The following is a 12972-nucleotide window of genomic DNA, read 5'->3' on the forward strand; positions in this document are numbered from 1 at the left end:
AAGGGAGTAGCCTTCCACTACTGATTAAGTAGTGGAGTGAATATCAACAGTCTCCAAGCCTCACGCTTGTGGTATTCACGTTCGACATGTTCTGGCAAGACTTAAGCTAAATCGCGATACGGGTAGGATCGCGATTTAGCTTTTGTTTTTTGCCTGCCCGAGATGACAAAAGGAAACCTGCTGTGGATGCATGGTACGCTTTGTTTTTAGGGATTGTGCAAGGGATCACCGAGTTTCTCCCCATTTCTAGCTCTGCTCATTTGATCTTAATGCCTACCTTCCTTGATGTAGTCGATCAGGGAGTTAGCTTCGATCTCGCCACTCATATCGGTACGCTGCTCGCCGTGCTCGTCTACTTTCGACGAGATATTGCTCTGTTGATCACTGAATGGGGTAAATCGATCACTCAGCGTCAATATTCCTCCGCCAACAGTCGCTTAGCCTGGGCGATTTTGTGGGGAACCTTTCCTGCGGCATTAGCTGGGTTATTTCTTCTTGACTTAATCGATGACCAGCTTCGCTCTGTTATGGTTATTCTGTTTACAACCGTTGCTTATGGCGTGATGCTGGGTTTAGCCGATATCTTTGGTCGAAAAGTTAGAGAGTTAGAATCTCTCGGTTGGAGAGATGTACTGATTGTCGGGTGTGCGCAAGCATTAGCCTTAATCCCTGGCACCTCTCGTTCAGGCGTAACCATCACCGCAGCATTGATACTAGGATTTAATCGACAAGCAGCCTCTCGCCTGTCCTTTTTGCTTGCCATACCGATTACTGCTCTCGCGGCAGCAGCCAAAATCGCTGAAGTAGCGATGGATAGTTCGGTAACCGTAGATTGGCTGGCACTTTTAATTGGTAGCGTTACCTCTTTTCTCACCGCAATACTGGCGATCCACTACTTCCTCAAATTCCTGAATCAATTTGGGATGATGCCTTATGTCATCTACCGATTAATTTTGGCCGTTATTCTATACTTTTACGTTATTTAATAGGGATTAAACATGCTATTAGCTTCACTCGCGATTATCGCTGGCTTTGCACTGCTTGTCTGGAGTGCAGATAAATTTGTTGAAGGCGCAGCCGCTAGTGCCAACTACGCAGGAATGCCGCCTTTATTGATTGGTATGTTGGTCGTCGGATTCGGTACATCGGCTCCCGAAATGGTGGTTTCGGCTATGGCGGCTATGGATGGCAATCCTGCTCTGGCGCTTGGAAATGCCGTCGGTTCGAATATTGTCAACATTACCTTAATACTCGGTGTGACCGCGATCATTGCACCGATTGCTGTGCATTCAAGCATCATCCGTAAAGAACTTCCCATTCTTTTACTCGTCACGCTTGTCATTGGCGCAATGTTGTGGAATCACCATATCAGCACATTAGAAGCCTGGGCGTTGATTGGTGGATTCATGCTTTTGATTGGTTGGTCAATCTGGAGCGCATTACTCTCAAAGGGAGACCACTTAGAACAAGAGATGGACGACGAACTGTCTAGCCAAAGTATGTCACTGAAGTCATCCATTTTCTGGTTGATTACAGGGTTAGTGTTACTGATTATCAGCTCGCGTATTTTGGTGTGGGGAGCGGTGGAAATCGCACAACAACTCGGTGTCAGCGATTTATTGATTGGTCTAACTATTGTGGCCTTAGGAACGTCCTTACCCGAATTAGCCGCATCCATCGTGGCAGCGCGTAAAGGCGAGCATGATATAGCTGTGGGTAATGTGGTCGGCTCAAATATGTTTAACTCCTTAGCCGTCATCGGTATTGCTGGCACCATTGAGCCTATTAGCAATATTGGTGCTGAAGTCTTCTGGCGTGACTGGACATCGATGCTTTTTGTCACGGGGTTGCTGCTTTTGACCGCCGCTCGTTTTGGTAGATCGCAGACGATCTCTCGCAGTGAAGGCGCGGTGCTGTTGGTGTGTTATTTGGGGTACAACGGTTATCTCATCTATGGAGCGCTGTAATGTCTAAATTCTGCTGGATTGTTGTTGGTCTTGTTTTCCTCTCTGGATGCGAAAGCGCGTCTCCTAAGGTAGAAAAACTATCGGGAATGGCTCAAGGGACAACATGGCATGTGAGCTATTGGAGTCAAGAAACCGTTGATAGCAATAAGTTAGATGCTGAGCTGGAAGTGGTACTCGCCGAAATTGATAAAGAGATGTCGAACTATCGTCCCGATTCAACCATCTCTGCATTCAACTCGGGAGCGAGTTTGTCTGGTCAGGTGGGGAATAACATTACTCATCTGATACAGGTCGCGAAAGGCGTTTCTCAACAGTCCCGAGGGTGTTATGACTTGACCATCAGGCCTTTGTTTGACCTCTGGGGATTTACACAAAATAAGCTATCCATTCCATCACAACAAGAGCTTGATAACGTCATGATGTCGGTGGGCATGGATAAAATTCAGGTTGACGACGCCACGATGACGAAAGCATCTGCGCAAGTTCACGTCGATTTATCCTCCATTGCTCAGGGATACAGCGTTGGCCGATTGGCAGAGGTACTTAAACAACACCAAATCACCAACTACCTGGTTGAAATCGGGGGAGAAATGGTGGTGAGTGGCGTAAAACCGAATGGCGAGCCGTGGAAAATCGCGATTGAAAAGCCCTTGCCTGGAGAACGAACGCTACAGAAAGTGTTGGCTTTCGACTTCCCTCAGGCAATTATGACATCAGGTACTTATCGACACTATTTCGATCAAGATGGACAGCGCTATACCCATATCATTGATGCCAGAACAGGAACGCCCGTTAAGCACCATACAGTGTCGGTAACCGTTCTTCACGACGACCCAACTCAAGCGGATGCCTGGTCTACTGCGCTGCTTTGCCTTGGCTCTGAACAAGGTATTCAGGTTGCCAATGAGAATCACTTAAAAGCTCTGTTTATCGATGAAGCTGATGGAGAACTAAAAGAAAAAAGAAGCAAAGCGTATGAAGAGATTCACAATGAGCTTGAGGAATAACGAATGTTACGATTTTTCAATATTATCAATGGGGTGATCACAACCATTGCTGACGATGACAAACACGATCTGCATCAATTGGTCGCGCAAGCGGATTGGATTGATGCCCATGAGCCGACCGATGAAGAACGAGAATTAATCAGCTCTTTGTTACGTATCGAACTGCCCGAATCGGAAGATGTAGAAGAAATCGAAACCTCCGCACGATGCTTTATTGATACCGCAGGGATCCATGTTCACTCTCTGTTCCTTTCACCAACAGAGGGACGCCACAACACAGTGACGGTTGCCTGTATACTGCAAAATAAGCGTTTAATCACCATTCGCGAAGGAGAGGTGGCAGATTTCCGCTTGCTCCGCCTAAGGGCGAGAAAAGGACAAATTCGTTGTGAGGATGTCGATAGTTTGTTGGTGACTTTACTAGAGCAAAAAGTCGAAAATCATGCCGACACACTAGAAGACATTCACCGCCAATTAGAAAAGGTCAGCCATGATGTACTTGAGAATGATGATGCAGATTTAGAAGAATGTATTAGCCGCCTAGCTCGTTTGGAGGACAGCAACGGCAAAGTGCGTTTGTGTTTGATGGATACGCAACGTGACATCTCTTTCCTATTGCGTCATTTAAAATCTCGTAATGATCACCGAGAAACCTTGAGTGAAATTAGCCGAGATATTGAAGCCTTGATGTCACACACCACGTTCTTGTTCGATAAAATTAACTTCCTGATGGATTCGACCCAAGGATTTATCAATATCGAACAAAACCAGATCATAAAAATATTCTCAATTGCTGCTGTGGTTTTCCTCCCACCGACGGTGATTGCAAGTATATATGGTATGAACTTCGAGTTTATGCCTGAACTAGATTGGATTGGTGGCTATCCTTGGGCGCTAGGGTTAATGTTAGCGTCAGGATTTGCCCCTTACTTTTACTTTAAACGCAAAGGATGGCTATAAAGGAGCGCCTATGAACCATTTAATTGCATTTTATACTACGCATCAGGATTTGATTATCCAAATCCTACAAAATACTCTCATCACTGTTTTTGTTTTTATTGCCGCCGCTATGCTCGCTAAGCTTGTTAAACGCGGCGTTTTCAAAGCAACTAGTAAACTGAGCGGTGGCGATGAAATCGTAGCCCGTCTGCTGTCACAGGTGGCTTCTTATGCCGTCTACGTGGTTGGATTGGTGATCATTTTAGACTTGTTTGGTGTCAATACTGCCAGCTTGGTTGCTTTAGTCGGTGCAGCAGGTTTAGCTATTGGCCTAGCTCTGAAAGACACACTGAGCAACATTGCCGCAGGTATCATGATTCTATTTCTGAAGCCGATCAAAAAAGGCGAGTTTGTAGAATTTGGAAGCTACTCAGGTAGTGTGGTTGATATTGGTCTGTTCACTTCTGTGTTCGAGACAGCGGATGGCCTCTACATCTCTAGCCCGAATAGTGCCGTTTGGAATTCAACCATTCGTAATTTTAGCCGCAACAACAAACGTCGTATGGATATCACGGTTGGTATCTCTTACCAAGATTCAGTCGAGGTTGGATTGAATGTGCTTAAAGAGTTAGCGTTGTCCCAGCCACATATCCTTAAAGATCCTGAGCCTCAAGTGATTGTTCACATGCTGGCTGACAGTTCAGTGAACCTCCAACTTCGCGCCTGGTGTCCAACGGATAAATACTGGGATACCTATTGGGCGGTGCAAAAGCAAGTGAAGCCGAATATCGAAGCGGCTGGATTAACTATTCCTTTCCCGCAGAGAGATTTGAACATGAAGTGGGTTGATGAAGGCTCTGCAAAACCTTAAACAATACATAAGTCGAGGAAGTTACGATGCTGTTTGTGACTTCCTCTGATTGGATATAACGCTTCTAGATTTCGCCATTTTTTACGCTTTTTTTACGCGAACCCTGATTCCGCATCTGATAGAGTCGCTGTTAAGATTTTCTTTCAAATGACTTATATGGCAATGAGTTGGCTACAGAAGCGTTATATTTTATCAGCGTCGGTGTTTGTTCTTGCACTTGTCGTCTCTTTAGGACTTGATCACTGGTTAGGCTCAACCATCGCGGTATTGCTGATACTCCAGCTTTCTATCGTTGTGATTGCCCTTCAATGCCAGTCACGAATAGCTTATGTGGCTGCGATTGCCGAAGCGGTCAGTTTCAATTTCCTCTTTACCACACCTCGATATTCGCTTCAGATGTTCCACTTGGATGACATCATCAACTTACTTGTTTTTATTGTGGTTGCCTTTACCACTAGCCAGCTCGCTGAGCGGTATCGACGCCAACAAAATGCGTTGGAACAGGTTCAATTGCGCCACCAAATTTTGCTCTCCGTATCTCATGATTTGAGAACTCCGCTCGCGGGGATTATCGGTAATCTCACCACCTTTAAAGAATACCAGACGCAACTGCAAGCCCAAGAAAAGGATGAACTGCTCGACAGTGCCATCAAAGAAAGCCATCGCTTACACCAATACATAGAGAATCTTTTGCAAGCGACGAAATTGCAACACGGCGTGGTTCGTATCCAGAAGCAACAAGAATCCATAGTACACATTGTAAAAAGCGTCATTGGCCGCTTCTCTTCATCCACAATAAGTATTGAGGTCGTCGTCAATGGGGCGGTTTCATTGGTTGATGTCAGTCGGGCTTTGCTAGAGCAGGCATTATTTAATGTCTTGGACAATGCGCTGCGTTATTCCCCTAAAGATAAACAGGTCAGTGTGACAATTTATCAGAGTCAGCAGAATGTGGTGATTGATGTTTACAATCAAGGCCAATCACTGCAACCCAATGAAGCAGAACGAATGTTCGAGCTGTTTTATTCAGGCAAGGAAAAAAGAAGTGACGATTCTGGCTCTGGCCTTGGGTTGAGTGTGGCAAAAGGCGTGGTCTCAGCCCATCAAGGCCATATCGAATGTGTAGAAGTACAACAAGGTTGTTTGATTCGGATTTCGCTACCAAGCAGTCAACAAGGAGAGCAGTAGTGAACTACAAAATACTGGTGGTGGATGATGAGCCTCAAATCCAAACGTTTATGCGCATTTCTTTGGCGGCTGAAGGCTTTGATTACGTGGGAGCAGACTCGTTAGCCACGGCAAAAGTGCAATTTGAGCGTGTTCAGCCGCATGTGGTGGTGCTCGACTTGGGATTGCCTGATGGTGATGGTATTGAGTTCCTATCGATGATCCGTCAGTCAAGTAAAACGCCTGTGCTCATCCTAACGGCACGCGACCAAGAAGAAGAGAAGATCCGCTTGCTTGAAGCGGGAGCTAACGACTACCTCAGTAAGCCGTTTGGCATTAAAGAACTTATTGTACGGATTAAGGTACTGCTGCGAGACTTGGTCAGTGACCATTTTAGCGACGATATCGTTACTTTTAGTGCGCTCAAACTACAAAAAAGTACCCATCAATGCTGGCTGTACGATACCGAAGTGATTCTGACCAAAAAGGAATTTGCGTTTCTTGAAATGCTCATGCTTACACCAGGGCAACTTGTGAAACAGACAGACTTGTTGAGAGAGGTGTGGGGCGAAAGTCATACCGACGATACCCACTATCTGCGCGTTCTGGTTAGTCAGTTGCGCAAAAAACTCAACGACAGCGCAGACGAACAACAGCTCATTAAAACCGAATCAGGGATTGGCTACCGTTTAGTTTCGATGGAGCCACCTCGTGATTAATCTCAAGAACACTGTTCGACTCTTGGTCATGCCCATGCTTTGGATGGGCATTGTGCAAGGTTCATTTGGCTTGTTGTCGCTGTTTGTTTTTCAAGATCATATATCAGGTGACTTTTTTTCTCCTTCGGCGGTAATGATGCTCTCTGCTTTTTTGCTATCCGTTCTATTGAGAAAAAGTGAGCTGCATAAAGTCACCTTTCGAGATGCGTTAATGTTTGCCAGTTTAACTTGGGTATTAACTGGCTTCTTAGGTGCATTGCCGATCCATTTCGTTACCAAAGTCAGTATGACTGACGCAATATTTGAGTCCATCAGTGCCTTAACCACCACAGGTGCCACCATCCTGGCTGGCTTGGACGATATGCCGAAATCTTTTCTCTTGTATCGTCAATTTCTTCAGTGGATGGGTGGGTTAGGCGTGGTGATTTTTGTCGTCGCGGTACTGCCCATGCTCAATGTCGGAGGAATGCGACTGCTTAAGGCAGAAACGCCTGGACCCATTAAGGATGACAAGCTTTCGCCCCGTATCAATAAGACGGCACATTATCTCTGGGGTGTCTATTTAGCGATCACCGTTGCGTGTGCGTGGGCTTACTATCTTGCAGGGATGTCGGCTTACGATGCCATTGCGCACAGTTTTACCACGGTTTCAACGGGCGGGTTCTCGACGCATGACGCCAGTATGTGGCATTTTGAAAGTCACCTTATCCTTATGCTATCTAACATTTTCATGATGTTGGGCGCGATCAGTTTTGGTCTTCATTTTCGAGTATTTCGAAGTGGTTTTGCAGGGCTACGTCTGTATGTCTCTGATGAAGAGTCAAGAGTATTTATTCTTACAGCGATTGCTCTCTCCTTTGTTTTGGGGTGGTACATTTTTAGCCATTCTGCCTATGACGATTTTCTTACCTCTCTTAGCTTTGCCATGTTCAGCGTCGTCTCATTTATGACCAGTACAGGATTTGGGGCAGCGGATTTGGGCAGTTGGCCTGCGGCAAGCGCACTCTTTTTGGTGTTTTGTGCCTATCTTGGTGGTTGCTCAGGTTCAACCGCAGGGGGCAATAAATTTGTGCGCGATATCATTACGTTCAAAGTAATTCGACGAGAAATTCGCCAGATTGCCCATCCCAGAGCCATTTTGCCGATCCGTTATCAAGGGCGCGTTGTGGCCTCCGATGTGACCAATGCTGTGATGGCTTTTATGTCTCTGGCAGCGCTGACCACCGTGGTGTTCACTTTGCTGATGATGGCAACAGGACTGGACTTTTGGTCGTCCTTTACCGCGGTGGTGGCGTGTATCAATGTGCTTGGACCTGGTTTTGGCGTGGTAGCAAGCAATTTTCAACCTGTTTCTGATACAGGCATCTGGATATTAAATCTGGCAATGATCCTTGGCCGACTGGAATATTTCACGGTGTTAGCCATGTTATTGCCACACTTTTGGAAAAAATAGTAAAGGTATTGCCATGGCACATTTTACTGTCATTGGACTTGGACGTTTTGGTATCGCGGCCAGTCTTGAACTGATCCATCTCGGACACACCGTGACGGGCGTTGACCGCGACCCCAAAATTGTTGAGAAATATGTCGAGGAGTTAACGCAAGCCATTATTTGTGACTCCACCGATGAGAATGCGCTGCGTGAATTAGATCTTGGCAACAGTGAAGCGGTATTGATCGCGATTGGGGAAGATATGCAGTCAAGTTTGCTTTGCACTTTGGCATTGAAAAATCTCGGTGTTAAAGAGATTTGGGTCAAGGCCAGTACCAAAGCACATCACACCATAGTGTCAAAACTTGGCGTTCAACGTATTATTCACCCTGAAGAGGAAATGGGCGTGCGTGTCGCTCAGGCACTAAACTACCCTATGGTGAATAACTACTTGTCCTTAGGTCATGGATTGTATGTGGTTGAAATTCATATCAGAGCATCGTTACACGACACTCCGATTGGACAAATTCTTGGTGATGCCAAAGGCAGTGTGCAAACGGTTCTCATCAAACGTGAACAAGACGTGCTCAATCAGATTGGTCATGATTTTGTCTTGAAAGCGAATGATATCATTCTGTTGTGCGGCACTCGCGCTGAGCTAAAGTATCTCGCTCCAAGGTTGGTGTGACATGGTATTGTGGCACCCCTCTATCACGCCGATAGAACGTAAACCCAAGTCAGGAAAAAAAATAGTTGGTGCGCCGCCCCTGATTTTAAGTGGCAGCTTTTTACTGCTCATCCTGCTGGGTACGGCATTACTCAAACTGCCTATCGCGGCTCATGAGCCTATCACTTGGATACAGAGTTTGTTTACGGCTACCTCAGCCGTAACGGTGACAGGACTAGTGGTGGTTGATACAGGCACTCAGTTCACTTTATTCGGGCAAGTTGTCATTGCTTTACTCATTCAGTGTGGTGGCCTCGGACTCATGACCTTTGCCATTGTGACCTTGATTGCTTTGGGAGGGAAAATTGGTTTTTTAGAGCGTACAGTCGCAAGAGAAGCATTTAATCAAACCGATTCCTCAACGCTTGTTGCGACCGCTAAATCCGTGCTGATGTTTGCTCTGACCGTCGAACTGGTTGGGATGACCATACTCACCTGGTATTGGAGCGATGAGCTTGGCTGGGCAACCAGTTTATTTCACGGTTTTTTCTATACCATCAGTGCGTTTAATAATGCTGGGTTTGCCTTAAGTGCTGATAGCTTAATGCCTTATGTGGATGACCCCGTCGTTAACCTGACGATTACAGGACTATTTATCATTGGCGGGTTAGGCTTTTCGGTTTGGATGGACTTAAAGCGAAACCGTCGGTGGTCAAAACTGACGGTTTATAGCCGCATGATGATAACGGGAACCGTGCTTATCAATGCCGTGGCAGTGATAGCCATCTACCTAATCGAGCGTGATAACCCCAACACCTTAGCGCCACTCAGCGAACTCGGTAAGTGGCTGGCTTCTTGGTTTCAGGCGGTAACCCCAAGAACCGCAGGCTTTAATACACTTGCGATTGACCAACTCGAAGATGCAACAACGGCAATTATTCTAGTGCTGATGTTCATTGGTGGTGGTTCGTTAAGTACCGCAAGTGGCATCAAAGTTGTCACCTTTATGGTATTGATTTTATCGACGTACGCTTACTTACGTCGTGATGAGCAAATCCATGTGTTTAAACGTGAAATCGCGAAAGATACGATCAGCAAAGCTCTTGCACTGACGATGATTTCGGTTGTAGTGACGTGGTTAGCCATCTTTGCATTACTCTTGACGGAAAATGCCCCGATGATAGATGTCGTGTTTGAAGCGGTTTCTGCATTAGGTACTGTGGGGTTATCTCGTGGCTTAACAGGTCAGCTTTCCGCATCGGGTGAACTCATTATCATCTTTATGATGTATATGGGGAGATTGGGACCATTAACCTTGGCGTACTTTTTAGCCAGCCCACGCCAGAAAAAACTACGTTTTGCGGAGACAAAATTAGCCATTGGATGAGTTTTCAAGGCTAACACAAGGAAGTGAATGCAGGTTTAACGAACTAATAGCTAAAGCAATGTCATCAACAATAATAAGCCTTATTTACGATGACTAGGGTATGACTATGTATTATTACTGGCGTATTTTAAGAAGGACGTTTTGGGTTAAATTCAATTGTTCAAGAGGACTGCACCATGATCCTGATGGTAACGCACGGTACTGTTCTTACTGTGGTAAAAAGATATCTCACATATCGGCTTAAGTCGTAAACGTAGGAACAATACAGTTTGATATAAATATTGGGAATTCAGCGTAACTCACTTTAGTTCAATTGTGAGTTAGCGATTCAAAGTAAAAGGGACCTGCCCATAACGATTTCGAATGTTGTAAACAACGCAATTGGTCGAGATTGACCACCCTTCGTTTCTATACAAGCAAAACCTTTAGATGAAAGAGCTTCGAAAGTATCAGTAACATCCTTGATACTACGCCCACTCATTTCAGCAAGGTCATCAAGACTGTTTGGCTTTTCGCGAGCAATCAAATTCAGTAGTTCAACATTTTCGTTAGACAACAGTTGTGAAAGAGCTGCCAGTGACTCAAACAAAAATTGAGGATAAGGTTCTTCTGCCGTCACTTTGCCTTCTGCAATGCGAATCATGCGCTTACGAGCAAGCTCTTCTGATAGAATGCCGATTTTTGCTTTCATACCATCCTCACTCCTAATAGCCGCCATCTAAATCGACAGAATACTCACAGACGATCTTATCTAATTCTTCTTTTATTTCTGGAGAAGGACCAATCAACTTACCAGGATGTAGTCCTATGTCTTTTTCGAGTAAGTCTAGAAAGCGATCAATATCCTGGTTGTCACGCAAAGTTTCTGTTAGACCACTGCTCTTTTCTTTTTCACGTTTCATTGATGGCTACTCCCGTTTTTTATTGACGCAATCACTTTTAATAAATCTGTAGCAATTGCTGGGCATTTGTCGTTCATAAAAACCATTACCTCATCACCAAACTTCATCGTTACGATACCGTTCTTATCGACACTTAGCAGAGCGAAAGACTGCTTCAAATCAAGAGTTGTGTTACTTCCATTGGTTGTGGTTTCAGCCATCTTTCCCTCACTGTTAACGAGTATGTTTACAAAATGGGCAATAATTGTTACCCGAGATGTTTACTTAATTGATCTGTTTAACTTTTCGACGATCTTAGTGGAATGTTGAAATATTGCGTCCTTTACTAGCGAAAACTCCTTTTCAGGAAATCGATTGTCTATAGAGCTAAGTGCGCTACTAAATTGAGCGAGAAAGGCAGAAAGGATTTCATGGCATTCAGCATTACTAATACCGAACTGAATAGCGGTTTGCTCTATGTGTCGTAAGCAAATTTTGTTGATATGGTATTTATATCCTTTGGATGCTTTTAGACCCATCGATAACTTTAGTTTTCTCTTATTTAATCCTTTAGGACCTACAGCAGGATATGCAGACAGTAAATCGTAGAATGGTGTGAGTTGATGGAATCCATTGGAATCAATATGCACCGAAAAATTTTTCAGATGCCCATCAGTTGCCCCAAGAAGGTACTGTAAAATCATAAACTTAAAAAAATCACGAGTATTTTCATGGCCTTTTGTAGAAGCAGTTAAAAAATCAGCAATCTTAGAAGTGCCCAGTTGGTTCTCCGATTGATACTTTTTATTTTCAGGAACGCCGAAAATCTGGCAAAAATCTTCTTGATGTCTACGAGACGCGACACTGCTACTAAAACATCTATCGAACCGCTCTAAAGCTAAGGCTTTAGCTCCTGACGCGGTAGTAATTATCTCCACATTAGGTACATTAAAACCAAGCTTCTTGGCAATTTGAGCACAAATGAATTCATTCTCAACACTGCTTCTCATATCTAGCACTGAGTTATTTTGTGCAATCGCCCCCATCGAATACTTGATAATGTGGCTACTGATTGATTTTCCTTGTGGTACATACCACTTGTCATTCAACTTCATTAGCGTTGTTTTGGGTTGTGTCCCTGAAATACACGGACGGTAATCACCAAAAAAAGGAAGAAATGACTTACGCTGAGTAACGATTTCATCTAATTGGCTTATAGATAGTTCTTGATATTCCCATGCTACAACGGGAGGCTCCTTGCAGTCAGTGAACGAAATGCTTCCTGTACAGTCGTGTCCGATTTTAGAGAGTAAAGTGAGAGCATCGACGGATTGCACACCTATTGAGCGAGCAAGTTCTAATCGCTCACCCGTTAAGTCAGGAAGGAGGTTGTTTAAAAAATTCAATACATTAAATGACGAAACCTCACCTTTCACTAGAGGTAGACTTAACGAGAGCGGGAAGGATGAATGATACGCTAACCACTCTTCAGAATAAGAAAATGATAGGTGACTCTTCGACTTTTGGGCAAATGTCCCTACGAGCATGTTGTTTGTAGCATATGCGTAAAGTATAGAATTGTACAAATTAACTCCTATTCTCTACTGGTAGTGTTATATCTTTGTATAAGTTAATCGCATTTTCTACTGCCAGCATTTCAGCTTGGATGTCTAATCTTCGGTTGTCATGCTCGGATATGAATTGCTCTAAGCATGGACGAAGTTCTGAATGTTGAGTACATAACAAATTGAAATACTTCCAAGTTCTTTTGTTTAGGTGATAAGATTTTGATAAACAAGATAATTTAGCTTGTAATTTCGTCAAAAGAGTTTCTTCTTTGAGAGCAAAATAACTAGAGTTCTCACAATAATTGCCATAATCAACGACATCCCAATCGATGTGATTGAACATAAATCCTTTGGAGAACTCTTCATC

Annotated in this window: 14 protein-coding genes and 1 pseudogene; 10 read left to right on the forward strand and 5 right to left on the reverse strand. The window is 44.3% G+C overall.

Features of this window, described 5'->3' with window-relative positions; all coding sequences use genetic code 11:
• Positions 1–182 precede the first annotated feature (182 nt).
• The 10 genes from CAG69_RS01830 to CAG69_RS01875 all read left to right on the forward strand — a co-directional run bounded on the left by CAG69_RS01830 (position 183) and on the right by CAG69_RS01875 (position 10156).
• Complete coding sequence (locus tag CAG69_RS01830; RefSeq protein ID WP_161442456.1) at positions 183–986, forward strand: undecaprenyl-diphosphate phosphatase; 804 nt, start codon at positions 183–185, stop codon at positions 984–986.
• 12 nt (positions 987–998) lie between these two features.
• Entirely contained in the window at positions 999–1967 is a 969-nt protein-coding gene (locus CAG69_RS01835) for a calcium/sodium antiporter (RefSeq protein WP_161442459.1), read from the forward strand.
• Positions 1967–2974 (forward strand): FAD:protein FMN transferase, encoded by a 1008-nt coding sequence (locus CAG69_RS01840; RefSeq protein WP_161442461.1) that lies wholly within the window; start codon positions 1967–1969, stop codon positions 2972–2974. The genes CAG69_RS01835 and CAG69_RS01840 overlap by 1 nt, the downstream gene beginning before the upstream one ends.
• Before the next feature lie 3 nt (positions 2975–2977).
• A complete protein-coding gene (gene corA, locus CAG69_RS01845; RefSeq protein ID WP_161442463.1) occupies positions 2978–3934 on the forward strand; it encodes a magnesium/cobalt transporter CorA in 957 nt (318 codons plus the stop codon).
• 10 nt (positions 3935–3944) lie between these two features.
• A complete protein-coding gene (locus CAG69_RS01850; RefSeq protein ID WP_161442465.1) occupies positions 3945–4784 on the forward strand; it encodes a mechanosensitive ion channel family protein in 840 nt (279 codons plus the stop codon).
• Between the two features lie 162 nt (positions 4785–4946).
• Positions 4947–5972 (forward strand): sensor histidine kinase, encoded by a 1026-nt coding sequence (locus CAG69_RS01855; protein ID WP_161442467.1) that lies wholly within the window; start codon positions 4947–4949, stop codon positions 5970–5972.
• Positions 5972–6670, forward strand: coding sequence for a response regulator transcription factor (locus CAG69_RS01860; RefSeq protein ID WP_161442470.1), 699 nt, complete (start codon positions 5972–5974; stop codon positions 6668–6670). Before CAG69_RS01855 ends, CAG69_RS01860 begins: the two co-directional genes overlap by 1 nt.
• A complete protein-coding gene (locus CAG69_RS01865) occupies positions 6663–8123 on the forward strand; it encodes a TrkH family potassium uptake protein (RefSeq protein WP_337247408.1) in 1461 nt (486 codons plus the stop codon). The genes CAG69_RS01860 and CAG69_RS01865 overlap by 8 nt, the downstream gene beginning before the upstream one ends.
• A gap of 13 nt (positions 8124–8136) precedes the next feature.
• Entirely contained in the window at positions 8137–8790 is a 654-nt protein-coding gene (locus CAG69_RS01870) for a potassium channel family protein (RefSeq protein WP_025787165.1), read from the forward strand.
• Position 8791: 1 nt separating this feature from the next.
• Positions 8792–10156 carry a TrkH family potassium uptake protein gene (locus CAG69_RS01875; RefSeq protein WP_047690397.1) on the forward strand — a complete coding sequence of 455 codons (1365 nt, stop codon included), beginning with the start codon at positions 8792–8794 and terminating at the stop codon, positions 10154–10156.
• 328 nt (positions 10157–10484) lie between these two features.
• Here CAG69_RS01875 and CAG69_RS01880 read toward each other — a convergent pair whose 3' ends face one another.
• The 5 genes and pseudogenes from CAG69_RS01880 to CAG69_RS22395 all read right to left on the reverse strand — a co-directional run.
• A complete protein-coding gene (locus CAG69_RS01880; protein WP_104965925.1) occupies positions 10485–10847 on the reverse strand; it encodes an HVO_A0114 family putative DNA-binding protein in 363 nt (120 codons plus the stop codon).
• A 13-nt stretch (positions 10848–10860) separates the two neighbouring features.
• Complete coding sequence (locus CAG69_RS01885) at positions 10861–11058, reverse strand: hypothetical protein (protein WP_161442472.1); 198 nt, start codon at positions 11056–11058, stop codon at positions 10861–10863.
• A complete protein-coding gene (locus CAG69_RS01890; protein ID WP_148514062.1) occupies positions 11055–11258 on the reverse strand; it encodes a hypothetical protein in 204 nt (67 codons plus the stop codon). The genes CAG69_RS01885 and CAG69_RS01890 overlap by 4 nt, the downstream gene beginning before the upstream one ends.
• 60 nt (positions 11259–11318) lie before the next feature.
• Positions 11319–12623, reverse strand: a complete 1305-nt coding sequence (locus CAG69_RS01895; protein WP_202600673.1) for a HipA domain-containing protein — start codon at positions 12621–12623, stop codon at positions 11319–11321.
• 1 nt (position 12624) lies between these two features.
• A pseudogene (locus CAG69_RS22395) lies at positions 12625–12972 on the reverse strand (hypothetical protein); the annotation flags it as partial.

The organism is Vibrio sp. V43_P6S15P86 (assembly GCF_009904725.1).
Taxonomy (GTDB): Bacteria; Pseudomonadota; Gammaproteobacteria; order Enterobacterales; family Vibrionaceae; genus Vibrio; species Vibrio diabolicus.

Coding starts and splice junctions, on each gene's coding strand:
- CAG69_RS01835 (WP_161442459.1), top strand. CDS start 999: ATGCTATTAGCTTCACTCGCGATTATCGCTGGCTTTGCACTGCTTGTC.
- CAG69_RS01840 (WP_161442461.1), top strand. CDS start 1,967: ATGTCTAAATTCTGCTGGATTGTTGTTGGTCTTGTTTTCCTCTCTGGA.
- corA (WP_161442463.1), top strand. CDS start 2,978: ATGTTACGATTTTTCAATATTATCAATGGGGTGATCACAACCATTGCT.
- CAG69_RS01850 (WP_161442465.1), top strand. CDS start 3,945: ATGAACCATTTAATTGCATTTTATACTACGCATCAGGATTTGATTATC.
- CAG69_RS01855 (WP_161442467.1), top strand. CDS start 4,947: ATGAGTTGGCTACAGAAGCGTTATATTTTATCAGCGTCGGTGTTTGTT.
- CAG69_RS01870 (WP_025787165.1), top strand. CDS start 8,137: ATGGCACATTTTACTGTCATTGGACTTGGACGTTTTGGTATCGCGGCC.
- CAG69_RS01875 (WP_047690397.1), top strand. CDS start 8,792: ATGGTATTGTGGCACCCCTCTATCACGCCGATAGAACGTAAACCCAAG.
- CAG69_RS01880 (WP_104965925.1), bottom strand. CDS start 10,847: ATGAAAGCAAAAATCGGCATTCTATCAGAAGAGCTTGCTCGTAAGCGC.
- CAG69_RS01885 (WP_161442472.1), bottom strand. CDS start 11,058: ATGAAACGTGAAAAAGAAAAGAGCAGTGGTCTAACAGAAACTTTGCGT.
- CAG69_RS01890 (WP_148514062.1), bottom strand. CDS start 11,258: ATGGCTGAAACCACAACCAATGGAAGTAACACAACTCTTGATTTGAAG.